This is a genomic window from Rossellomorea sp. KS-H15a, from assembly GCF_024195245.1.
Taxonomy (GTDB): domain Bacteria; phylum Bacillota; class Bacilli; order Bacillales; family Bacillaceae_B; genus Rossellomorea; species Rossellomorea vietnamensis.
Window position 1 is genome coordinate 3,162,667 of record NZ_CP096886.1, and the last position, 23,230, is coordinate 3,185,896.

24 protein-coding genes are annotated in these 23,230 nt (G+C 44.2%); 4 read left to right on the forward strand and 20 right to left on the reverse strand.

From position 1 onward, the window contains the following. The first annotated feature begins 104 nt into the window (after positions 1–104). Positions 105–554, forward strand: coding sequence for an Hsp20/alpha crystallin family protein (locus tag M1J35_RS16155; RefSeq protein ID WP_224519655.1), 450 nt, complete (start codon positions 105–107; stop codon positions 552–554). A gap of 37 nt (positions 555–591) precedes the next feature. Here M1J35_RS16155 and M1J35_RS16160 read toward each other — a convergent pair whose 3' ends face one another. Beyond that, the gene (locus M1J35_RS16160; protein ID WP_254651734.1) at positions 592–1,089 is read right to left on the reverse strand and encodes a YppG family protein; all 498 of its coding nucleotides are present in this window, start codon (positions 1,087–1,089) and stop codon (positions 592–594) included. A 209-nt stretch (positions 1,090–1,298) separates the two neighbouring features. Here M1J35_RS16160 and yppF point away from each other — a divergent pair, with 209 nt between their 5' ends. Beyond that, positions 1,299–1,481 (forward strand): YppF family protein, encoded by a 183-nt coding sequence (yppF, locus tag M1J35_RS16165; protein ID WP_224519653.1) that lies wholly within the window; start codon positions 1,299–1,301, stop codon positions 1,479–1,481. Between the two features lie 27 nt (positions 1,482–1,508). Here the strand turns inward: yppF and M1J35_RS16170 are convergent, their stop codons facing one another. The 3 genes from M1J35_RS16170 to M1J35_RS16180 all read right to left on the reverse strand — a co-directional run bounded on the left by M1J35_RS16170 (position 1,509) and on the right by M1J35_RS16180 (position 3,682). Beyond that, positions 1,509–1,865 carry a YppE family protein gene (locus M1J35_RS16170; protein ID WP_254651735.1) on the reverse strand — a complete coding sequence of 119 codons (357 nt, stop codon included), beginning with the start codon at positions 1,863–1,865 and terminating at the stop codon, positions 1,509–1,511. A 70-nt stretch (positions 1,866–1,935) separates the two neighbouring features. Beyond that, the gene (locus tag M1J35_RS16175; RefSeq protein WP_224519651.1) at positions 1,936–2,190 is read right to left on the reverse strand and encodes a hypothetical protein; all 255 of its coding nucleotides are present in this window, start codon (positions 2,188–2,190) and stop codon (positions 1,936–1,938) included. A gap of 454 nt (positions 2,191–2,644) precedes the next feature. Continuing rightward, positions 2,645–3,682 carry a DUF2515 family protein gene (locus tag M1J35_RS16180; RefSeq protein WP_224519650.1) on the reverse strand — a complete coding sequence of 346 codons (1,038 nt, stop codon included), beginning with the start codon at positions 3,680–3,682 and terminating at the stop codon, positions 2,645–2,647. A gap of 115 nt (positions 3,683–3,797) precedes the next feature. On the opposite strand from M1J35_RS16180, the gene recU reads away from it, so the two are divergent. After that, entirely contained in the window at positions 3,798–4,406 is a 609-nt protein-coding gene (gene recU / locus M1J35_RS16185; RefSeq protein WP_034758455.1) for a Holliday junction resolvase RecU, read from the forward strand. Positions 4,407–4,510: 104 nt separating this feature from the next. Next, positions 4,511–7,249, forward strand: coding sequence for a transglycosylase domain-containing protein (locus M1J35_RS16190; RefSeq protein WP_254651736.1), 2,739 nt, complete (start codon positions 4,511–4,513; stop codon positions 7,247–7,249). 33 nt (positions 7,250–7,282) lie between these two features. Here the strand turns inward: M1J35_RS16190 and M1J35_RS16195 are convergent, their stop codons facing one another. The 16 genes from M1J35_RS16195 to bshB1 all read right to left on the reverse strand — a co-directional run bounded on the left by M1J35_RS16195 (position 7,283) and on the right by bshB1 (position 23,225). Further along, positions 7,283–7,798 carry a YpoC family protein gene (locus M1J35_RS16195; RefSeq protein ID WP_254651737.1) on the reverse strand — a complete coding sequence of 172 codons (516 nt, stop codon included), beginning with the start codon at positions 7,796–7,798 and terminating at the stop codon, positions 7,283–7,285. Further along, a complete protein-coding gene (gene nth, locus M1J35_RS16200) occupies positions 7,795–8,451 on the reverse strand; it encodes an endonuclease III (protein WP_254651738.1) in 657 nt (218 codons plus the stop codon). The genes M1J35_RS16195 and nth overlap by 4 nt, the downstream gene beginning before the upstream one ends. A gap of 88 nt (positions 8,452–8,539) precedes the next feature. Beyond that, the gene (locus M1J35_RS16205; RefSeq protein WP_224519646.1) at positions 8,540–9,250 is read right to left on the reverse strand and encodes a DnaD domain-containing protein; all 711 of its coding nucleotides are present in this window, start codon (positions 9,248–9,250) and stop codon (positions 8,540–8,542) included. A gap of 389 nt (positions 9,251–9,639) precedes the next feature. Beyond that, positions 9,640–10,932 (reverse strand): asparagine--tRNA ligase, encoded by a 1,293-nt coding sequence (gene asnS, locus M1J35_RS16210; RefSeq protein WP_142396221.1) that lies wholly within the window; start codon positions 10,930–10,932, stop codon positions 9,640–9,642. 142 nt (positions 10,933–11,074) lie between these two features. Continuing rightward, positions 11,075–12,265 (reverse strand): pyridoxal phosphate-dependent aminotransferase, encoded by a 1,191-nt coding sequence (locus M1J35_RS16215; RefSeq protein ID WP_229592408.1) that lies wholly within the window; start codon positions 12,263–12,265, stop codon positions 11,075–11,077. Between the two features lie 18 nt (positions 12,266–12,283). Continuing rightward, positions 12,284–12,760: a cell wall elongation regulator TseB-like domain-containing protein gene (locus M1J35_RS16220; protein ID WP_229592407.1), complete on the reverse strand. Its 477-nt coding sequence runs from the start codon at positions 12,758–12,760 to the stop codon at positions 12,284–12,286. Positions 12,761–12,772: 12 nt separating this feature from the next. Next, positions 12,773–12,943: a YpmA family protein gene (locus tag M1J35_RS16225; RefSeq protein ID WP_079533122.1), complete on the reverse strand. Its 171-nt coding sequence runs from the start codon at positions 12,941–12,943 to the stop codon at positions 12,773–12,775. A gap of 133 nt (positions 12,944–13,076) precedes the next feature. Continuing rightward, a complete protein-coding gene (locus M1J35_RS16230; protein WP_254651739.1) occupies positions 13,077–13,913 on the reverse strand; it encodes a hypothetical protein in 837 nt (278 codons plus the stop codon). Between the two features lie 77 nt (positions 13,914–13,990). Continuing rightward, positions 13,991–16,780, reverse strand: a complete 2,790-nt coding sequence (dinG, locus tag M1J35_RS16235) for an ATP-dependent DNA helicase DinG (RefSeq protein ID WP_254651740.1) — start codon at positions 16,778–16,780, stop codon at positions 13,991–13,993. Positions 16,781–16,888: 108 nt separating this feature from the next. Further along, positions 16,889–17,272, reverse strand: a complete 384-nt coding sequence (panD, locus tag M1J35_RS16240) for an aspartate 1-decarboxylase (RefSeq protein ID WP_224519640.1) — start codon at positions 17,270–17,272, stop codon at positions 16,889–16,891. After that, positions 17,265–18,134 carry a pantoate--beta-alanine ligase gene (gene panC / locus M1J35_RS16245; protein WP_254651741.1) on the reverse strand — a complete coding sequence of 290 codons (870 nt, stop codon included), beginning with the start codon at positions 18,132–18,134 and terminating at the stop codon, positions 17,265–17,267. The genes panD and panC overlap by 8 nt, the downstream gene beginning before the upstream one ends. After that, positions 18,131–18,970, reverse strand: a complete 840-nt coding sequence (panB, locus tag M1J35_RS16250; protein WP_034758419.1) for a 3-methyl-2-oxobutanoate hydroxymethyltransferase — start codon at positions 18,968–18,970, stop codon at positions 18,131–18,133. Before panB ends, panC begins: the two co-directional genes overlap by 4 nt. 275 nt (positions 18,971–19,245) lie before the next feature. Further along, positions 19,246–20,229, reverse strand: coding sequence for a biotin--[acetyl-CoA-carboxylase] ligase (locus tag M1J35_RS16255; RefSeq protein WP_229592395.1), 984 nt, complete (start codon positions 20,227–20,229; stop codon positions 19,246–19,248). Further along, positions 20,214–21,407 carry a CCA tRNA nucleotidyltransferase gene (locus M1J35_RS16260; protein ID WP_254651742.1) on the reverse strand — a complete coding sequence of 398 codons (1,194 nt, stop codon included), beginning with the start codon at positions 21,405–21,407 and terminating at the stop codon, positions 20,214–20,216. Before M1J35_RS16260 ends, M1J35_RS16255 begins: the two co-directional genes overlap by 16 nt. 47 nt (positions 21,408–21,454) lie before the next feature. Then, a complete protein-coding gene (gene bshA / locus M1J35_RS16265; protein ID WP_254651743.1) occupies positions 21,455–22,579 on the reverse strand; it encodes an N-acetyl-alpha-D-glucosaminyl L-malate synthase BshA in 1,125 nt (374 codons plus the stop codon). Positions 22,580–22,583: 4 nt separating this feature from the next. Then, positions 22,584–23,225: a bacillithiol biosynthesis deacetylase BshB1 gene (gene bshB1, locus M1J35_RS16270; protein WP_254653783.1), complete on the reverse strand. Its 642-nt coding sequence runs from the start codon at positions 23,223–23,225 to the stop codon at positions 22,584–22,586. Positions 23,226–23,230: the final 5 nt, after the last annotated feature.

A 23,230-nucleotide genomic window follows, 5' to 3' on the forward strand; every position in this document is an offset into this window, starting at 1 on the left:
AGCCACTCTATCTTTTTTCTTATTGGTTGTATAGGACAAATGCACATTTTTGTTGGTGTGGCATAGGCTAGTATGAATACGTTTCCCGTGAAAGGAGCATACCCATGTCCAAGGATTCAAACAAAGGCGGTTTTGGTGACCTGATGCATTCCATGAATGAATTCTTCCATGAAAGACCGATGAAAGGCATGTTACAAAGTATCGATGAATTCTTCACATCTTCTGCCAACCCGTTTGGCTCGTTCCCAGTTGAATTGAGTGAAGCCGACGATCATTATCTCGTCACTGCGGAACTTCCCGGTGTAAACCGAGAGCAAATACAACTCGATGTGTTTCCTCAGTACATCACGATTTCTGTGATCCATAAAGAAATATATTCAGAAGAAAATGAAAAACACCAGACAATCAGAAGAAAGCAATCCATGAGAAAAAGCAGCAGGACCGTATCCTTTCCAAGAACCGTTAACGAAAAGAATGTGAAAGCTTCCTATAAAGATGGTTTATTATCAGTAAAAGTAAAAAAGGAATCAGGAAAGCGGATAGAAATTGAATAAAAGAGAAAGGAGCTGCGTGAATGCAGCTCCTTTCTCTTTAGAATTTAAATATCCCGCCTAAGCCTTTTACAAGAGATGAAACTTGATTGATGGCACCCATCATCTGTCCAGTCGTATTCATCATTTTGTTGAAATCCAGCGATCCGTCCTGCGATTTAAAGGAGTTCATGATGCCGCTTACCCCTCCTGAAGAAGGTTTCGTCATAAAAGATGCTTTCGGGTAGGGATTCGCGTAGGACTGCTGTTCCATCGCTTTCATTTGATATGGATTATATTCTTTGTGCTGAAGAGGATTTTCAAAATATGGATTCATTTGCTGAGGCTGATTCAACTGCTGATATTGATTCATCTGACTCGAGGGTCCTGAATAAGGTCCATCCGGCTGTGGTAAATAATTGGGTTGATAAGGTCCATAATTCGGCGGTCTCATCCCCTGCGTCGGATAGTTCACCATCGGACCCATATTCTGAGGCTGTAAATGGTGATATGGGTATGGCTGAAATTGCATCTGTCTCGAATATGGTGAAGAATTCATACTTAGCCCCCCTACATTTAGTGGTTACTATATTTTATGTATGAATGGAAAAATGGTGAAAGAACCCATAAAGATTTTTCGACAACCCTGAGAAGAATGTCGGAAGTTACACTATTCTTACAACTTAAAGAAAGGGTTTTCTATGATAGGATGAAGATAGAAAGAGCTATGATCATTCATAAGAAATATGTGTATTGGGAGGAATCAAGATGGACCTTAACGAATTGCTGAAAAGATATGAAAGCAGTAAACAGTATCAAGCAACCGACCAACAAGAACTTCTTACACTGGCCAAAAAACTTTATATTTCGAATGAAATCTCCTTTTATCACTACAAAGGATTAGCGAAGCAGATCAATACAATAGAAGAAAATGCGATTTCAACTCCATAAGAAAGAGGCTGCCAATACGGCAGCCTCTTATTTTCCTTTCAGTTCATCGAGTTCGGTACCGAGAACGTACGAAACAGATTGGAAGTGACTGATGAACCGGTTGTAACTGGACTCAGGAAAGAAACAGTGGACCGATAACATTTCTATATTATCGAACGTATTGAGAATCTGAGGTAAATGGATGTGCTTCGGCTTCGTATCTTTGATCCAATTCAGGGACAGGCCTTTCCATCGGTCATTCTTTTCTTTCACTTCGTCCGCAAACGGCTTCACTTCAGTATAAAAGTCCCCTTTTTCACCTGACTCGCGCCTGCTTTTATATTCACTAATCATCTTCTCGGACAGGACGAGAAGTTCTTCCGTCACTTGTATCAATTCTTTCAAAAAAAGCCCTCCATGAAAAATCTAGACAAAAAATAAAAGTAGCACCATGCTACTTTCTTATAAAATCAGTTTAAGACGTCTTAAAGGATAATTCAAGTTTTTGTAAGACATAGGACTTTTCTCTATTCTTCAAAAGAACCGTTTTAGATCCGGTCTTTCTCTCCAATGAACTTAATTGACTGTCCATTTTCTGTATTTGATCGGTTAGGGTGCCAAGTCCTTCTTCCTCTTCGACTGAGATTCGGTCATGCAGGCTCTGTTCCAACTGATTGAGGCTTTCTTCGATTTCAGCTAACTTTAACATAATATCTTGTTTTGGAAGCATGTGAATCCTCCCACCTTTTTTTTGGATTAATACAGTAATTCTCCGTCCTTTTTCCTTTCCCTCCCACCCTGACAAAACTAGAAGCGTTTCGCCAAAGAAAGTGCAAATAGGACATTCCTACAGGATGTTTCGACACCTCCTGAATAAAAGGTAGCAAAACTCAAAATACTATGGGTGGAGGTGTTACTCAATGAAAAATCCAAAAAACAAACAAACCAAGCCGCAACAAGCCGAAACCAAAGCATCCAAAGGCAACCCTAAACTAGAGGGCGAAAACAGGCCCTCTACCTAAGAAAGCGGAGGCGGCTTGATCAGGCCCGACAAGCATAAGACGAACCATCCGGAAAGGCGCCCTTTGCCTTTTTGGATGGTTTGACTTATGACCTCGAGGGTCTAGCCGCCGGAGCTGGACTACTCTAATCAGTTCAATATTCAAAAGAAGATGCGGACAGTTTCAAAATGTCCGCATCTTCTTTTTCTTTCGACCAGGCCATATCCCCTTGAAAAGCTTCTTGGTGACTGCCATTTTCTGCAGTTGCCGCTGCTTATGGAAAAACCACTTTGTCATGATGACGTCTCCAGGGAGTTCCTGCTTTTCATACCAGTTCCCCTCAATGATTTTGTCGACGGACCAGTCTTTGCGATGAGCCCAATTATGGGTTATTGGACCGTATGCCTTTTTAAGAAAAGGTGTATTCGTATCAGGTACTCCACGGCAGTATTTCTCGTAATCCGTCCTGGTTCCTGTATGCTCGACCTTTAAAGCAAACTCAAGAAAAAGACCATGGTATTCAGGATGAAATAATAGTTCAAATAAGAGGTTTCCCAACTTGATCCTATTTTCAACTTTTCTGAAACCATGTACACTCGCCCCGTAAAGGTCTCCATGTAAAGTCGGGAAAAGGACGGAACTGAAATGCAAGTGATCTTCTATAAAGAAGAGCGACGAACCAAACACCTTTCTCTTGTACAACCCATGTTCGATGACCGGACGCTGGATAAGATGCTGTTCATTTATGATGAGTGACTGCACCAATCGCCTTTCATCCCTCTCCACCCAGAAACGGTTCCATTCCTCTTCCATGAAATGTGAAATGTGAAAGTGTTTAAAGAGATGAAACATTTTCTTCTTATATAACGTCGAATAATGATAGAGAAGGAGTTGAGGGAATGCATCCTGAAAGATGCTCCAATTCGCCCTTTCATATGTCATAAACAGAAGATCGCATGTCTTATGACTCAAGAGGTCGGGAAAGATATCCCCCTTTAAATCGGTCATATTCCATCCTGCATTCCTTGATACCATAGAGGCCAGGAAAGACCATTTGATCTCAGGATGAAGGAGAAAAAATGTTTGATAAGCTTTTGTGCGTGATATATTATCCTGATTGTATTCATCCACCAGATGATTTACATCCTGTATCCATTCTTTTGTACGTTTAGGTTCAGGTAAATAGGGTAAAAAGCGATAAGTATCGCTGAATTTATCCATCCTTCCTATCCCACCTCCCCATCTAATCCTAGAATGAGGAGATTTGTAAACAATTATTCACACAAAATGGAGTGGTTTCTGTTATGATATAGATTAGTCTGCGAGGTGAATTACCATGAAATTCCATTATCCCAATGGGAAGAAATATGTGGAAGCGACATTACCCTCAAAAAAACCAAAGGCAAAACCGAAACAAGTATCGTACAGCAATAGAGGGATGACACTGGAAGAAGATATCAATGAAACCAATCAATATTATTTGACGTTTCAAAAAGCGGTGATTCACAAAAAACCCACCCCGGTTCAAATTGTGGATGTTCACTATCCTTCAAGGAGTGCCGCCGTCATAAAGGAAGCGTACTTTAAACAGCCGTCAACGACAGACTATAACGGGGTCTTCAAAGGAAGATACATTGACTTTGAAGCGAAGGAAACGAAAAATAAGACGTCCTTCCCCCTTCAAAATTTTCATGAACACCAGATTCTTCACATGGAGTCCGTCCATAAGCAGGAAGGCATCACTTTCGTACTAATAAGGTTCTCCCTCTCAGAAGAGGTATTCCTCCTCCCCTACGAGGCACTGCGTGTTTACTGGGACCGCATGGCAGGTGGCGGGAGAAAATCAATCAAGCGGGAGGAAATGGAAGAGAAAGGGTTCTCCATTCCACTGGGACTCCATCCCAGGGTCGATTATTTAAAAATAGTCCATCAGTTATATTTTTAGTTTATGAAAAATGAGTTAATCTATATTTTATCTCATTATGAGTAGTATATTTTTAATCTTAGACAATACTAAAAACAGAGAAGACCTGAAAGTGAGGAAACAATATGGCTGGTCAATATAAGTCAAGGGAAGAAAAACGCCTGGCCCAACAGAAGTCTAAATCCCCTAAGGGCAAGAAAAAAGGCTCTATGGTTAAGCGCGTCATTATATCATTATTTATTATCGGGATCATCGGGATGCTCGCGGGTGCAGGGTTATTTGCCTATTACGCATCAAGCGCACCAAAGCTTGACGAAAAATTGCTGAAAGATCCGATCGCATCCGAGATTTATGATATGAACGGAGACCTGATCACGACTGTAGGAAAAGAAAAACGGGAGTACGCAAACTTCGACGACATTCCTCAGGTCATGCAGGACGCCGTCATTGCAACGGAGGATAACCGGTTCTACAAACATAACGGTATCGATCTCATCCGTTTAGGTGGTGCAGTCATTGCCAATGTGACCGGTGGATTCGGTTCAGAAGGTGCTTCGACGATCACCCAGCAAGTCATCAAGGGCTCCTTTTTAAGCCCTGAGAAAACTTTGAAGCGAAAAGCTCAGGAAGCGTGGCTTGCGCTGAAACTTGAGCAGGAATATACAAAAGAAGAAATCTTTGAAATGTACTTCAATAAGGTCTATATGTCCGACGGAATCAATGGGATGGCGACAGCTGCAGATCATTATTACGGTAAGGACATCAAGGATATCAAATTGCACGAAGCGGCTATGATTGCGGGCCTTCCACAAAGCCCGAATAATTATAACCCTCTTAAGCACCCTGAAAGTGCAGAGAAAAGACGAAATATCGTTCTGTCATTAATGGCTCAGCACGGTAAAATTACGGAAAAAGAAAAGAAAGCCGCACAAGCCGTCCCGATTACAAAAGGACTGGTATCGGCTGAAGATGTGGAAAAGAAAAACGGAGATAAGTATCCTGCATTTGTCGATGCGGTGATAGATGAAGTTCAGAAGATGGGAGATTACAACCTATTTTCCGATGGCTTAAAAGTCTATACAACCGTCGATCCGGATGCCCAAACACGATTGGAAGAAATCCTGGCAGGTGAAAACACGAGTTTCAGCTATCCTGAAAATGCCGAAGAGCCAATGCAGGCCGGTGTAACCCTCATGGATACGAAAACCGGAGAAATCAGGGCCATTGGTGGCGGAAGGGAACAAGATCCCGAGGTCAAGCGTGGTTTCAACTACGCCATTGACTCCAAACGTCAGCCGGGATCGACTATCAAGCCATTGCTTGACTACGCTCCTGCCATCGAACATTTAAAATGGTCAACCTACCATATTTTAAAAGATGAGCCTTATGAATACTCAAACGGTACGGAAATCAACAACTACGACGGTCAATTCAAAGGGCCGATCACCATCCGTGAAGGACTGTGGGATTCCCGCAATATCACAGCTTTAAAAGCCTTCCAGGCAGTTGGAGCTGAGAAGGCGGCGGATTTCGTTAATGGCCTGGGACTGAAGTTCGACCATTACTATGAATCAGCTTCCATTGGAGGGGTTTCACCTGGTGTAAACTCCGTACAAATGGCCGGTGCGTATGGTGCATTCGGTAATGAAGGTGTTTATAATAAGCCTCACACCGTAACGAAAATCGTCCTGCGCGATGGAGAAACAGAAATAAAGAATGAGAACAAACCAGAACCGGCGATGAAGGAATACACGGCTTATATGGTTTCCGATATGCTGAAAAGCGTCATCGATCACCCGCAAGGTACGGGTAAATTCGCTAAAGTGCCCGGGTTACCGATGGCAGGTAAATCAGGTACGACCAACTATTCCCAAGAAGAGCGGGACAAATATGGCATCGCAAAATCAGGTGCACCTGATTCATGGTTTGTAGGATACACGACCAATTACACGGCAGCCGTTTGGACCGGTTACAAGACTCAATCCATTCCACTGTCCCCTACTGATCGCCATGTCGCTCAATATATCGTAAGTGACTTGATGAGCTATGTTCATGATGGCGTCGATACAGCTGACTTCAAAAAGCCTGACAGCGTAGTGGAATCGAAAGTGGAAATGGGAAGCGATCCTGCGAGACTGCCAAGCGAATATACACCTGATGACAGAATCATCACAGAACTATTCGTGAAGGGAACGGAACCTTCCAAAGTTTCCAAGGAATTCGATAAAATCGATGCCCCTTCCAAACTGAAAGGGAAATTTAATAAGAAGGATAAAACCATCACCCTTGCATGGGATTACGGTAAAGAAAAAGACGTACAGTTCGAAGTTTCCGTATCCATCAATGGTGAAGCGAAACAAGTCTTGACGACTACAGATAAAAAAGGATTAAATGTCGAAAACATTCAGTCCGAAGGTACCTTCACCTTTGAAGTTGTAGCCATTTCAGGTGATCAACGAAGTAACCCTGCATCCGTAAACGTAGAAGTTAAAGGGGATAAAAAGGATGAAGGAAAGCCGGAAGATGACAATGAAGGCAACAACGACAATGGTCAAGGAAACGGAAATGACCAAGGAAATGGAAATGGCAATGGTAACGGTCAAGGAAACGGAAATGATGATAACTCCGGCAATGACGGCGGTACTCCAGGTAACGAGGATGGTACCACTCCCCCACCTGAAGGAGACGGGACCGGAGACGGAGGAACAGGCGGCGCGGGTGACACTGGAACCGGTGATGGCGGAACGACCGGTGATGGCACTGGCGGAACTGGAACCGGAGATGATACCGGGGCCGGGACCGGAACAGGTGATGGCAATGGTACACCTGCTACTCAATCTGAACCTAGAAGAAATCAAGAATAAAAATAAGGCAACGAGAGATTTTCTCTCGTTGCCTTATTTATTTGCCCATTGATTCAAAGCCTGATACTTGGCATATTGCTTATGCTGTTCTTCAAAAAGCTGGGACAGCTGAATAAACGAGTGATAGAGTGCCGGATTATTTCTGATGAAGGTTAAACGTTCAATGACATTAACAGGCTTTAAGGAAAAGTGTTCAATTGATGACTGCCAATTCTCCAACCTGACCGGATGCTTATTGCTCCAATACAAAAGCACATAAAACCTGGCGATACTTTTTTTCATTGACTCCGGTATGCCTTTTAAGCGGCCTTTGAATAGCACGTTAAGATGCTCCTCTTCTTTTTTCCACTCCATGAGGATGTCTTTAACCCATGACCCTTGAACCAGCCAAGGCGGGGAATCAGCACCCCTCCCATTGTAATAAAGGAGTTCATATGCGAAAAATGGTTCACAAGGTTTAACGTGATTCTCATCGATCTTTACAATATCCCCCGCAAAGAAAAAAGGATCTCGCAATTCTTTCGGAATGGGAAAGACAGTATCACTCATATGCGGCCCTTTTTCTTTAATCTTTTCTGACCTTCCCTGCACAGGTCTACCAGGGGACAAACCTCACATTGAGGAGATTGCGCCTTACAATGATACCTACCGAAAAAAATCAACCGGTGATGGGTTTCTGACCATTCTTCTCTCGGGATTTTTTTCATTAATGTTTTTTCCACTTCCAATACGCTGTCTTTCCACCTGCAGATTCCCAACCTTTTACTGACACGTTCCACATGGGTGTCGACTGCTAAGGCGGGTTCTCCAAAGGCAACGGAAACCACGACGTTTGCCGTCTTCCTGCCCACGCCGGGAAGCTTCACTAATTCCTCATGTCTTTTCGGCACTTCTCCCCCATACTCAGTAAGGAGTATTTCACATAATTTGCGGATATTTTTAGCTTTATTACGATATAGACCAATAGAGCGTATATCCTGTTGGACTTCCTCCAATGAGACCTCCAGATAGTCCTCAGGTTTTTTATATTTCTCAAATAAACCTTTTGTCACTTTATTCACCAGGACATCCGTACACTGCGCCGATAGAAGGACTGCTATGACGAGTTCAAAGGGATTGTCATGACGGAGTTCACAATGTGCATCGGGGAACATCTTTCTCATTTCATCGAGACAAATATGTATTTGTTTATTATTTAACATGTTTCCTGCTACCTCCAACCCAAGGAATGAATTGTATCAAAAAAAGAGACCAACCCAAAGATGTGAGAGTCAGTCCCCTTTCATTGTTTTATTGCTCAAGCCAATTATAGAATGGTACTGATTTTCGCTTTGGAGAAGAAGCTGGTTCATTCGAAGCAGCCGGTTTTTGGTGAGACCTGAAGCGTTGACTTTGGCTCCGTGCATCTTCAATGGTCTTCACACCATTTTTCTTCCATTCAAAAAGGATCCGATCGATGTATCTGAAGTTCAGCTTCCCTGAAATGACCGCTTCCCTCAATGCCGCTTTAATGATAATGGCATTGTGATCATCCTGATCCAGCCACATGGCCAGGGTCTCACATTCTAATGGAGAAAGAGGGCGGCCGAATTCTTGTTCGAATGTCGTATAGATATCCGCTTCTTCTTCCATCGATTGCTGCATTTGTTTCATTTTCGAATCCTGGATGACGAATTCCGCCATCTTTTCCCATAGTGGATTGAGAGAATACTTCTCAAATAGGATCCCTTCTGCTGATGAACCTTCTTCAATCGATAAAAATCGTTGTTGAATGAGCTTTCGTAATAGGGATGAACAAAATTCACTGGAAATGCTCATGGGACTGGAAAGCTCTTCCGGTGTGGGAAAATAGTTTCCCTTTTCCAAGTGCCCGTAAATATGCAAAAGCAGGACAAATTCTGATTCATTTAAGCCCAGTGTATGGTAGTTTGATAATAATAATTGCGGGATGTTCAGTGTCCCCTCTTCGATCCAGGACACCATTAATTGTTTATAATCCATATTCAGTACACCTCACTCATTAGTATATCATGATTCAATATATGTGGACATGGTTATGGATTAGAAGAAAGTTGGAAAAACAAAAGATCTCATGATTCATTTATTTCCAAATTTAGTGTAAAACATCGACCGTTCCTTTCCGCTTCAATCCACTCTGTGCTTCTACATACTGACTGTCAAATTATAAACCTAACTAAAAGAGATCGCTTTGCACAGAATTTTAAATTCGAAAACCATGGTGTTATAAGAATTTGAAATCAAAAGGAGAAGTGGTTTTCACATTAGCCAAAACCCTTAGGCTCTAAATTAAGATCCTAACGACAGTTATAAAAGAAAAGAACCGGCTGGAATGCTCTTAAGCAATCCAGCCAGCTCTAGGGTCAGTGTAATTAAGGATATAGACGGTTTAACAGACGTGGGAATGGGATAGTTTCCCTTACGTGTTCTACTCCGCTGATCCAGGCTACTGTTCGTTCAAGTCCAAGTCCGAAGCCGGAGTGAGGGACTGATCCATATTCCCTTAATTCCAGATACCACTTGTATGCGTCTGTAGCGAGTTCATGCTCTTCGATACGCGCTTTCATCAGCTCTGCATCGTGGATACGTTCTGAACCACCGATAATTTCCCCATACCCTTCAGGAGCAATCAGGTCAGCACATAATACCACATCATCACGATCCGGATCCGGCTGCATATAGAAAGGTTTTAATGAAGTCGGATAATGGGTGATGAACACAGGCTTATCATAACTTTCAGCAATGGCCGTCTCGTGCGGAGCACCAAAGTCATCTCCCCACTCGATATCATCAAAGCCTTTTTCATGCAATAATTTCAGGGCATCATCATATGTGATGCGCGGGAACGGAGCTTTGATCTGCTCAAGTTTAGACACGTCTCTTCCAAGGCGGTCTAATTCAAGCTTGCAGTTATCCAGTACGGATTGAACGATATAAGAAACGTACTGCTCCTGAACTTCAAGGTTGTCCTTGAAATCATAGAAAGCCATTTCTGGCTCGATCATCCAGAATTCGATCAGATGACGACGTGTTTTAGACTTCTCCGCCCTGAATGTAGGGCCGAATGAGAATACTTTCCCTAATGCCATGGCTGCCGCTTCCATATAAAGCTGACCGCTTTGGGAAAGGTATGCGTCTTCTTCAAAATATTTAGTGGCAAATAATTCAGTCGTTCCTTCCGGTGCACTTCCAGTGAGGATCGGTGGATCCACCTTGACGAATCCTTCTTGATTGAAGAATTCGTATGTAGCACGGATGATTTCGTTCCGCACTTTCATCACGGCATGCTGCTTGCGGGAACGAAGCCAAAGGTGACGATGGTCCATCAGGAATTCAGTTCCATGCTCCTTCGGAGTGATGGGATAATCCACGGCTTCGTGGATTACTTCCACGCTCTTCACCTGCAGCTCGTATCCAAACGGTGAACGGGAATCTTCTGAAACCGTTCCTGTTACATATAGAGACGTTTCTTGAGTCAATGATTTTGCTTTTTGAAAGATTTCTTCTTCCACTTCACTTTTGACGACAACACCTTGAATGAATCCAGTACCGTCACGAAGCTGAAGAAAGGCAATTTTTCCACTTGAACGTTTGTTGGCAAGCCATGCTCCGATGGTTACTTCTTCACCAACGAACTTACTTACTTGAGATATAGTAGTTTTCACGATTTTTTCCCTCCAAAAAAACTAAGACGCTTATGTATCGTTATTTATTATACATTTACCATTATCCCGTCGCAATAGATAGAGCGAAACGAGATGAGTTTAAGGAAAAAGCAGACCGGTATACGGTCTGCGATTCCCTGCATTATCTGCTTTTATCCTCAACAAATTTATGCATGCGCCCGATCGCTTCTTCAAGAGCATCGAGGCTTGTGGCATATGAAAGGCGGATATTGTTTTCCGACCCGAATCCTGAACCTGGGATGACGGCCACCTTCGCCTCTTCAAGGAGGGCCTTCGTGAATTCATCAACAGTGTGATAGCCTGTTTTCTTTGCGGCTTCTGACACATTTGGGAATAGATAGAAAGCACCTTGAGGTTTCAAACAATGGAACCCTGGAATACGGTTCAATTTATCAAACACAATGTTTAAGCGCTCTTCGAATGCCTCCCTCATATCCTCTACAGGCTTCTGGTCCCCCATGTAAGCTGCAACGGTCCCGTATTGTGAGGTCGTAGTGGGGTTGGAAGTTGAGTGGCTGGCAAGATTGGTCATCGCTTTGATGACGGATTCGTTTCCTGCCGCATACCCGATTCTCCATCCCGTCATGGAGTGTGATTTAGAGACTCCATTGATCACAATGGTTTGTTCTTTCAATTCCGGGGACAATTCTGCGATGGACGTATGGGTGTTCCCACCATAAACCAGCTTCTCATATATTTCATCAGACACGATCATGATGCCCTTTTCCAAGCACACTTCGCCGATGGCCCCAAGCTCTTCACGGGAATACAGCATACCTGTAGGGTTGCTTGGTGTGTTGAGTATGACTGCCTTCGTTTTCGAAGTGACTGACTCTTCCAGCTGTTTGGGGGTGATTTTATACTCATTCTCTTCTTTTCCTTCGACAATGACAGGAGTCCCACCGGCCAGTTTCACTTGTTCAGGATAGCTTACCCAGTATGGTGTAGGGATGATGACTTCATCCCCTTCATTTAATAAAACTTGAAATAATGTATATAGGGCATGCTTTGCCCCGCTTGTCACTATGAGCTCGGATGGTTTGTAGATCAGGTGCTGATCGGTTTCAAACTTATGGATGATCGCTTCTTTCAGTTTGGCCATCCCACCGGACGGAGTATATTTCGTATGACCTTCCGTCATGGACTCATAGGCCGCCTTGATGATATGTTCCGGTGTATTGAAGTCGGGTTCTCCGGCACCCAAACCGATGACATCGATACCCTGTGACTTCATTTCCTTCGCTTTAGCCGTGATTGCTAATGTCGTGGATGGTGTTAATGCACTGACTCTATCAGCTAACGTGAATTTCATTTGTCCTGTTCCCCCTGATCATAAATTTTCAATTTTTCGCCACCATTCCCCGGTAGAAAACAGCAGATAATAATAATTTAAATTGTCTTGTTGATCTAAGTAGGTCATTTCCCATACCGGACCGACGGATTCATACCCTAAACGGACCGATAGTAATTCTTTTGGTTTCTTTTCATCATTTAGTTTATTGATTGCCTGATCTTTTGTAATGCCATTGGCCCATTTTTTCTCAATAATTTTCCCCTTCTTACCCGGGACCCAGGCAACCAGCTTTTCCCTCTTTTCATTTTGGCCGGTTACCACTACATAGGACTTCGAGCCATTATAAAAGCTCGTGTCCTCCACTTTCACGATGGCAGTTTCATCTTCCACCCGCTTCAAGGCCAGGTCCCTCTGATGATCAAGAGGATTCCGGGAAAGCTGGTACACAAGTACAGAGGCTGAGATTCCAATGACGAGAAACAATAGTACGATGATGGTTATCCATTTTTTCATTACAATCACTCTTTATGTACGATAAATTGTTAATACTGCTTGATTCTGATCTTCCGGATCTAATGCTAAACCAAACATATAATCATCTTTTTTTAACGTTCTATTCAATGTATCAACCACTTTATATAAGTTATCCGTATACTCGATACGAACAGTGGAAAGAACTTCAATTCGGCTTTCCATGTTGGTCCTCCTTTTAACTATTACCCTCATTCGAGTAAAAAAACTCTACACACATTATAACAACATAAGGGGCCACCTTGGTAGGGGAATATCATAAAAACAGTGATGAATTCATACACGGAAGGCTGAGCTGTCAGCCTCCCTCCTTGAATACTCCATCTTCCTGATCAAACGTGAGCACCTCGTAGTTTCTTCTGTTAAATTTTACTGCTATCAGCCCGTGTTGACCCGTTAAGTAAAGATCGATCCACGCTTCGTTGATGGCTTCAAGCATTTCACCATTCAGCAGCCTTTCTTTAGAACGGTAAAGAATGGCGGTTTGTGGGTCAACATGTTTAAGAAGCCTGTGAGACATACCTTCTGATTTGGCATGGACCGGCAGTTTCACGATGTTAACGTTTTTCAAGGGTTTACTGAGTAGCACCCCTTCAGCATGTGATGATTGGGAACTCAGCCAGAGAAAGCGATGCTGAAAAAAAGTGAAGGAAAAGTCCAACCCTTCTCTCTTTTCGTTTCCTTCGTGTAGAGCCCTCATGGTTAATTCATCTGAAAATGTACAGGTCTGGTCCTCTTGTATCGTATGAAGGTATCGGGAGACTCTTTTCGGCATAAGTGTTTCAAGGGATTTCCCTACGATGATTTCTTCAATGCCGAACTTTTTCACCAGTTCAACGATCATTCTCACGTCGACTTCATTCTTCTCCGTAATGATCAAACCCTTGATGCTGCCTATATGAATTTGATTGAAATAATAATAAAGTTGCCTGCGGTCCTTAAATGATCCTGTATTGATCAAATAATGATTGCCAGATGCCAGGTGAAGGACAGCGACTTCCCCTTTTTCGACAGGGAGGAAACTAAGCGCATACTCTTCTTGGGAGATATGTAAATTCACCTTGGGTACTTTCATTCCATAAGCATTTGACGTCATCAGGAGAAAAGACAGCACGGCCAGTAAAATCACTCTCATTTACAATCCTCCAGTTTCACATCTCCCCTTTAGATTGTGTCAAAGGAGAGATTTTATCACTGAAGTTCAAACGGATTTCAGAGCCAATCCTCGATCCAGGAAACAAGATCAAATAGATCGCCTTCTTTGGCTTCCATTGAAGGGATCGACTGCAGGAATGCTTTACCGTACCTTGTTGTCTTGATTCTACGGTCATACACAATCACGATCCCCCGATCACTGCTTCTTCTGATCAGCCTTCCGACCCCTTGTTTGAAGCGGATGATGGCTTCAGGTAAAGAGTGGGAAGAAAACGGGTTCTTCCCCTGGGCTTTCAGGATATCAGATTTCGCCTGATTGACCGGCTCATCCGGTGGGGAAAACGGCAGTCTCACCATGGCAAGGCAGGACAGGTCCTCTCCTGGAATGTCCACCCCTTCCCAGAAACTGCTCGTCCCAAATAAAATCGCCTTGTCGAACCGTTGGAAGTTCTTGGTCAACCGGGTCCGGCTGCCTGATGTGATCCCCTGTGCCATCAACACATATTCTTCCAATAAGCCACTTTCCTTCATGAGCTCGTATGTTTTCCTCAGCATATCGTAGGACGTGAACAATATGAGCATCCGTCCCTTTGTCGCCTGGGCGACCCCTATTAAATGGGAACTGATGGCCTCAATATATTCCTCGCTTTGAACCTGTTGAATTTCAGGTACATCCGTTGGAACGAAAAGCCTTGAGACCTCATGATAGTCGAAGGGGGAAGTCAGCTGCACTTTTTTCACATTGTCTGCAAGTCCGATTTCATTCAGGAAGTATTGAAATGATCCGCTGACGGTCAACGTGGCAGATGTCAACACCACGCTTTTCTTCTTGGCGAAAATCTCACTCTGAAGATTCCCGTCGACCATGATCGGCTGAGCCTGGATGGTCAGGCTGTTCGGCAGCGACCTTGTATCTCCATCAAGCCAGAGAACATGATTGTTCATATCTTTTAGAAACACGGTTTGAAAGTTCGTTCTCAATTCCGTCAAATCCACCAAAAAGCTATAGAATTCTTCAATTAGTGCCTTTTCTTTATCAAGGAGTTTGACTTTCTTCTCCTTGATGGTATCCAGCACCTGCTGAAACTCCCTTTCCATATGCTTCATTCCTGAAATCACACGTTCCATCGACATGAGGACAGGTTGCCAATAACGGCTGTTTTTCATTTCATCGGTAATGCGCAGCTGGATCTTCTGTATCCCGGTTCTCTTTTTAGCCTTTTTGTAGAATATACTTGTCAAGACAGAAAACGCTTCTTCCAGATCCAGATAGAACTGCCCGATGATTTTATCCAATACAAAGGTATGGGTCTTCAAATCGACAGAGTGACTGGAAAGAAGCTGATCCAACCGGTAGAACAGTTGTTTATGATCCAACGTCCCCAGCTGTGAAGTGCTGAACTTAATGGAGAGATAATCCATGATTACTCCTAGATGCTGCCGCGCTGATTTTTCCAAATGATGGGCCTCATCGATCACTAAATAATCATAGGGAGGGAGCATGCTGCTCTCCCTCACCATATCGGTTAATAGCATTGAATGGTTGGTGATGATGATATCTGCTTCCTGGGCATTCTTTCTTGCAGCAAGATAGAAATCCTTCCCGATCCAGGGATCTTTTGTATGGGCGAGGTGCCAGCCGTCGTGTTTTAATCGATTCCAAAACAACTGCCCCCCGGAAGTGAGGTTCAATTCATCCATATCCCCGGTCTCGGTCCGTGTCAGCCATACAAGAATCTGCATCTTTGTCAGGACCACATCGTACTGGGATTCATCTTCCCTGAGGGACTGCTCGAATTTAAACAGATTTATGTAATGATTCTTCCCCTTCAAAAGAACGGTCCTAAAAGGGGTTGGACTCATTTTCTCCAGTAATTTAATTTCTTTATGAAGCAGTTGCTCTTGCAATTGAATGGTATATGTACTGATGACCACTCTTTCGTGTCTGCGTTTGGCAAACAGAACGGCTGGCCATAAGTAACCCAGTGACTTTCCAACACCGGTACCCGCTTCGATGACCACATGCTGTGCTTCATCAAAGGCATGCCCTATTTCTTTCATCATGACCATTTGCTGCTCTCTTTTTTCATAGAAAGGAACATGCTGCGCCAGGTGTCCTTCTATATCGGATAGGTCAAAATCGACCTCTGCATCGCTTGTCACCGGGAGATTCTTCTTCCGAAGGGCAAGGCCCCGGTATACCTCCAGGTCTTCTGAGAGATCCTCTACATGCTTTTGTTTATTTGTCACGATGCTGTCAAACAACAAGTCAATATCACTCTTTAAGTGATTTGAGAGTTTATGAAGTTTTTCAAGGGTGACCAGGGGAAGCTTTGAAAGTTCTTCGATAAAATAAAGAAGGATTTCAGCTGTCACATAAGCATCGCTGTCCGCCTGATGCGGCCTGACATGGCTCAAATTCAATGAATTGGATAGCTCCGTCAGTTTAAAGCTGTCCGCCGATGGCAGAGCCACCTTTGCGAGCTCCACTGTATCAAAGGCAGGTCCCTTAAATGGGTTATACCCTGCTTCTTCCAGCTCTGCCTGAAGGAAAGAAAGATCAAATTGGACGTTGTGGGCGACAAAGATACCATGATCCAATAATTCCAGGATTTTCGGTGCAATTTCGTGAAAGAACGGCGCGTCCTTCACCATGTCATCATTGATCCCGGTTAACTCCTCTATAAATGCAGGAATGGGTTTTCCCGGAGATACGAAGGACGTAAATTGATCGATGATTTTCCCACCTTCTATAATAACCGCTGATAGTTGAATGATTTTTTCACCCTTTTTAGGGGAATTTCCTGTTGTTTCCAAGTCGATGACAACCAGTTTAAATGGGTACATGTTATTCACTGCCTTTATATAGATCCTACTCTTATGATTTTCTAAATAAGTGTACCATAAACAAAAAAGCAAGTCTTCTATTCCCACATTAGAAGACTTGCCCATCTTTTATAGTATTGTCGCTTCGGGTTCTGTTCCGATCATATCGATCACCCGGTTATTTTCTCCCATGATCGCCACTTTCGGAATATGGTCATGAACCATTTCCTCAGCAACCAGTTTATACGAAATGATGATGACGATATCCCCTTTTTGCACGAGCCTTGCAGCCGCACCGTTCAGACAGATGACGCCGCTTCCTCTTTCCCCCGGTATGATATAGGTCTCCAGGCGGGCCCCGTTATTGTTGTTGACGATCTGAACCTTTTCATTTGCCATCATTCCGACTGCATCGAGAATATCCTGATCGATGGTAATGCTCCCGACATACTCAAGGTTTGCCTCGGTTACAGTCGCTCTATGAATTTTTCCACTCATCATCGTTCTAAACATCTGAATCCTCCTCCGGTTGTACACTGATGATTATATTATCTATTAACCTGGCCTGTTGAAATTGAACGGCTACAGCTATGATGATGTCGCCTTCCAGCCGCTTCAGTTCCTCGAGCTCCGGGTATGAATACACTTCTACATAATCGATGGTACCAGAAGTGTTTTCTTGTATGATTTTAGAAATCATCCCCGTAAGGACTGAAGGGGTCCTCTCTCCGTCTTCAATCCTTTTATGAGCTTCTTTCAAACTTGCATAAAGGAAAGGGGCAACTTGTCTTTCCTCTTGTGACAGATAGACATTTCTTGAACTCTTGGCCAGTCCATCCTTTTCCCTGACTGTAGGGACCCGGATGATTTCAAGCGGAAAGAAATAATCGCTCACCAAGCCTTCCACCACAGCAACTTGTTGCGCATCCTTCTGCCCGAAGTAGGCCCTCGTAGGCTGCACAAGGTGAAACAATTTCGTCAGGACGGTCACAACCCCGTCAAAATGACCTTCCCGCTTCCGGCCGCACAGTACATCCACACGCTCGTTCACGTTCATCGTGATTGACTGCTTCCCCCGGTACATGTCAGCCACATCAGGAATGAAAAGGATATCCACCCCTGACACCCTTGCTAACTCCGTATCCCTCTCCACATCCCGGGGATAGCGGTCAAAATCTTCATTCGGCCCGAATTGCAGGGGATTCACAAAAATACTCATCACAACGACTTCATTGTTAGCCCTTGCTTCCTTCGCCAAGGTCAGATGTCCTTCATGAAGGAATCCCATTGTAGGGACAAATCCTATCGTTTCCCCCGTATTTTTCAAATGATCTATCGTTACTCTCAAGTCGTTTATTTTGGTTATGACCTTCATTTTTTCAACCCGCCATAGAGAGAATGAAGTTCTTCATCCCGCATAGTAAAGGAATGCTCATCTGTCGGAAAGCTACTGTCCTTTACTTCATGTATATAGCTCTCAAGGCTGTCATGCATGACGTCAGATGCATTCCCGAATTGCTTGACAAACTTAGGCACGCGGTTCACACCATACGTTACAAGGTCATGGAATACCAATACCTGCCCGTCGGTATCAACCCCGGCCCCGATGCCGATCGTCGGGATCGTCAAGGCTTCTGATATCTCCCTTGCGATTTGTTTCGGTACGCATTCCAGGACCAGTGCAAAGGCACCGGCTTCTTCACATTTCATACTATCTTCGATCAATTTCTTCGCTGTGTCTGCCGTCTTCCCCTGAACTTTATAACCTCCAAGGACCCCGACAGATTGAGGAGTCAATCCTAAATGGGCCACCACGGGAATTCCCGCACTGGTAAGGTCCCTTATTCGATCGATGACGTGGGCACCTCCTTCGACCTTGACGGCATGGGCTCCTCCCTGTTGAAGGATGTCCGCAGCTGTTTTAAGGGTTTCTTCCCTCGATAGGTGGTATGACATAAACGGCATATCCGTCACGATGAACGTATTCGATGCCCCTCTTTTTACGGCTTTCGTATGATGAATCATATCGAATACCGTTACAGGTACCGTAGAGTCATATCCTAAAACGACCATCCCAAGGCTGTCTCCCACCAGAATGACATCGATTCCCGCTTCCTCGGCTACTTTCGCACTTGGATAATCATACGCTGTAACCATGGCAATCTTTTCTTTTTCATTCTTCATCTTAAGAAAATCGGTTGTTTGTTTCATGTGATCCTCCTTCTTTTCAGTCAGAGGTGACGAAACGAAATGAAAGCACTTTCATGATGAATATAAAAAAACCTCCTGTAAAAAATGACAGAAGGATCATAAGTGGTTGATATCATTGTTTCGACCCTCTGTCCCAGTCCACAATGGATCAAGGCAGAAATAGTATTGAATAGTAAATGTACGTTCATTAAAGGTGCAGTTCCGAGGATACTGCCCAATAGGATTATACCATAAAAAAACGGGATGGCTACACAGATTTCCATCCCGCTGCAAGTTCAAACATTCACTTCAATATCGGCGGAGTAGATCTGGTGGATCGTCCCACTTGAGTCTTCGATCTTCAGCACACCTTCGTCCGTGATCCCGAGTGCTCTTCCTTCAATGGTACCATTAATGGTTCTTGCCCGGATCTTCTTCCCGATACTGATGGCATAGCTTTCCCATAAAAGCTTGATTGGTGTGAATCCTTCTTTCATATAAAGGGAATACAACGCCTCTATCCGTTCCAGCAACCTCTGAACAATGACAGACCTTGATAAAGTACGTCCTTCCTCAATGGAAAGCGAGGTTGCAATTTTTTGAATCTCATCGGGGAAATGGTCTTTCGTCTGGTTGACATTCATCCCGATCCCGATAATGATGGAATTGATTTTATCCGATTCAGCCTGAAGTTCCGTCAGGATGCCCGTCACCTTTTTCCCATCGATGAGTATGTCGTTTGGCCATTTGATCTGGGGATGGAGACCGGTAACTTCCTCGATTGCCTGGACCACGGCCACGGCAGCAATGAGTGTGAATTGGGGGGCCTTTTGAGGCGGAAGGTGCGGCTTTAAGATTAAGCTCATCCAAATCCCAGTACCTTTCGAGGAGTGCCATTCCCTCATCAATCTGCCCCGTCCGGCGGTCTGTTCGTCTGCGATGACCAATGTACCTTCTTCTGCTCCATCACTTGCAAGGGTGTGAGCGATCCGCTGGGTGCTCTGAACAGACTCTTCATAATGGATCACGGTTCCTAACGTACGGGTTTGTAAGCCTAAACGTATTTTACTTTCTGTGACACTATCAGGCGTCTCGATGATCCGGTATCCCTTTTTCCTCACAGCTTCTAATACAAACCCTTCTTTACGAAGCTCTTCGATATGCTTCCAGATCGCAGTCCGTGAACAACCCACAATATCAGCAAGTGCTTGTCCCGATAAAAATTCCCGGTCCGATTCGAATAATGCCTGAAGGACTTTTTTTCTTATAGTCGATTGCATGATTCCAGCCACCTCCTTATCTCTTCTTTGTCATTGTGTATCGTCTCATTGATGATAGCTGATTCAATTTCCAATAATCGTTCTTTCACCCACGGACCACCCTTTTGATCGGCCCAAGCCATTAAGTCTGTACCTGTTACATCGAGTTCTTGCCTGGACGAGATTGCGAGCTTGTGATATTGCTCCATCACTCTCTCCACCGAAAAGTCTGATGACGGTTCCAGGCATCCGTATACCTTTTCAACATTGAGGGCGCAATCGAGCCCGGCACGATATAATAATGTCTTTGTCCATCCGGATTGACGTTCCTTTAGAATATCTAGCTCTTTGGAACGGAGCCTGATCATTTTGGTAGGAAGTCTCCACCCTTTCAGAAAGGTCTGCACATCTTCCTCTTCTATATAAGTCAATAATACCAGCCATGCTTGATCTTTATTTAATGAATCCAAACCGGGGAGGTCTGCGAACGCTTTGAGCTGTGTGCCATATCCACTTAGAAAGGGAAGCTCCTTATACAAATCGGAATCCACAAGGAGATTCAGCCCTTCTTGCTTCCATCGGCCAGCCAGAATTTTCTCGAATTCCATCGTTTTTCGTTCAACTGCTATATGCTCGAGCAGTTTCGAGTGCTCCCTTAAGCTGGTTAAAGTTGATGATTCGAGATTGAAGCCGAGCTGACTGACAAACCGGACTGCCCTCATCATCCGCAAGGCATCCTCTGTAAACCTCTTCTCCGGTGAGCCCACGGTCCGTATCAACCTATTCTGTATATCTTCTCTGCCATGATAAGGGTCGATGATCGTGCCATCCCCGTCCATGGCCATGCTGTTCATGGTGAAATCCCGGCGTTTCAGGTCCCCGTCGAGTGAACGGATGAATTCTACCTTATCGGGCCTTCTATAATCCGTATAGGAAGACTCGGTCCTGAACGTGGTGATTTCATATTCCCTGCCCTCTTCCAATACGAGGACCGTTCCATGCTCAATACCGATATCAATCGTTTTACGGAAAACCATTTTAACCTCTTCCGGATAGGCAGAAGTGGCGATGTCTACGTCATTGATCGTCCTGCCAAGAAGGTAATCCCGGACAGATCCTCCAACGAAATAGGCTTCGAACCCTGCCTTCTCAAGCCTTTTCAACACGGGAACAGCCTGTTGGAATATGGTTGGTAACATTCTTAACACCTGCTTTACTTGAATCGTCTTCACGTATCCCTGACTGTTCACAAAAGATTCTTATAGATTTGTTCATACTGTTCGACTATTTTGCTCGAGTGAAAGGTCGACCGTGCCGTATGAAGGGCATTCTTCGATAATTCACCGTGGAGCCCATCGTCCTTCAGTAATTGCAGCGTCCTGCCGGCAATTTGCCTGACGTTTCCGATTTCACAAATAAAACCGTTGTATCCATCCTCGATCACTTCAGGGATGCCGCCTACATTCGTACCGATGCTCGGAACGCCACAAGCCATCGCCTCGAGTGCGACTAAGCCGAAGCTCTCTTTTTCTGAAAGTAATAGTTTGATATCACTGATCGAATAAAGTTCTTCCAGATTATCCTGTTTTCCAAGGAATAAGACCCGATCCTCTAATCCAAGCTCCGTTACCTGCTTGCATATGAGGGTCATTTCAGGTCCGTCCCCTACAAGGAGGAGCTTGGATGGGATCTCCTTCTGGATGAGGTTGAAGGAATCGACTACATCGTTCACCCTTTTCACACCACGGAAGTTTGATACGTGGATGATGACCTTTTCATCCTCCTTGATTCCATATTCGCTTCTCAGATGACGGGAATCCACTTTCCTGTAAACCCTCTCATCAATGAAGTTATAAACCGTCTTGATCTCTTTATCAGGCTGGATTAAATCATGGGTCTGTTTGACTAGAGCGGTAGACACCGCCGTCACGACATCCGACTTTTCAATGCCAAAACGAATGGCCCCTGTCAGAGATGGATCGTACCCAAGAACCGTAATATCCGTTCCGTGTAATGTGGTGACGATCTTCACGTCCTTCCCGGACATTTGTTTCCCCAAGATAGCACAGACAGCGTGGGGGATGGCATAATGAACATGCAGGATATCCAGGTTTTCCCGTTCCGTGATCTCCGCCATCTTATTTGCCAGCGCAATATCATAAGGAGGATATTGAAACACTGAATATTGACTCACTTCCACTTGATGAAAATAAATATTGTGATACATTTTGTTCAACCTGAACGGGATGCTAGAGGTAATAAAATGGATTTCATGGCCTTTCTCAGCCAGTAACTTACCGAGCTCCGTTGCCACTACCCCTGATCCTCCGACCGTCGGATAGCAGGTGATTCCTATCTTCAACTTCTTCATACAATTAATCTCCTAACAAATCATGATGCAAGATAAGGGTGTGATAGGAAAAGAATCCTTCTGCATAAAGGAGTCCGGCATCCTTCCCCATCATTCTCTCCCTTGCTTCTACCGCTTCGATGTAACCATCTGTCAAAGGAGTCGAGACCCCGTCGGATCCTTTGGAGAATTGGCTTCCATATGCTTGAAGGCTCGCAATCTTCGCTTTCATATACGGCTCGATATCCACTACAAATTGAGGCTTATGAAACCCGTTGATCATATAGAAATAGAGATGAGCGGTTTTATGCGCCGGGATTTCGGGATGATATTTCCGGATTCCAGCAGAAAAAAAAGCCTCTTTCACCAGTCGGGAAGCATTTCCATGATCTGGGTGGCGATCTTGGTCAAAGGGAGCAAATATCGCTTTCGGTTTATATGTTCTAATCAAGTTGACGACTTTCCCGATGTTTTCGTCCGTTATGTATATTCCCCGATCGGGTATATCGAGGGTCACTCTCTTATATGCACCTAATATGTCCGCTGCCCGCAGCGCTTCCTCTTTTCGCAAAGAAACCGTCCCATTCGAGGACAGCTCTGCCTCTGTTATATCGCAGATGACAATCTTCTTACCCTCAGCTGCATATTTCGCCAATGTTCCCCCCATACCGA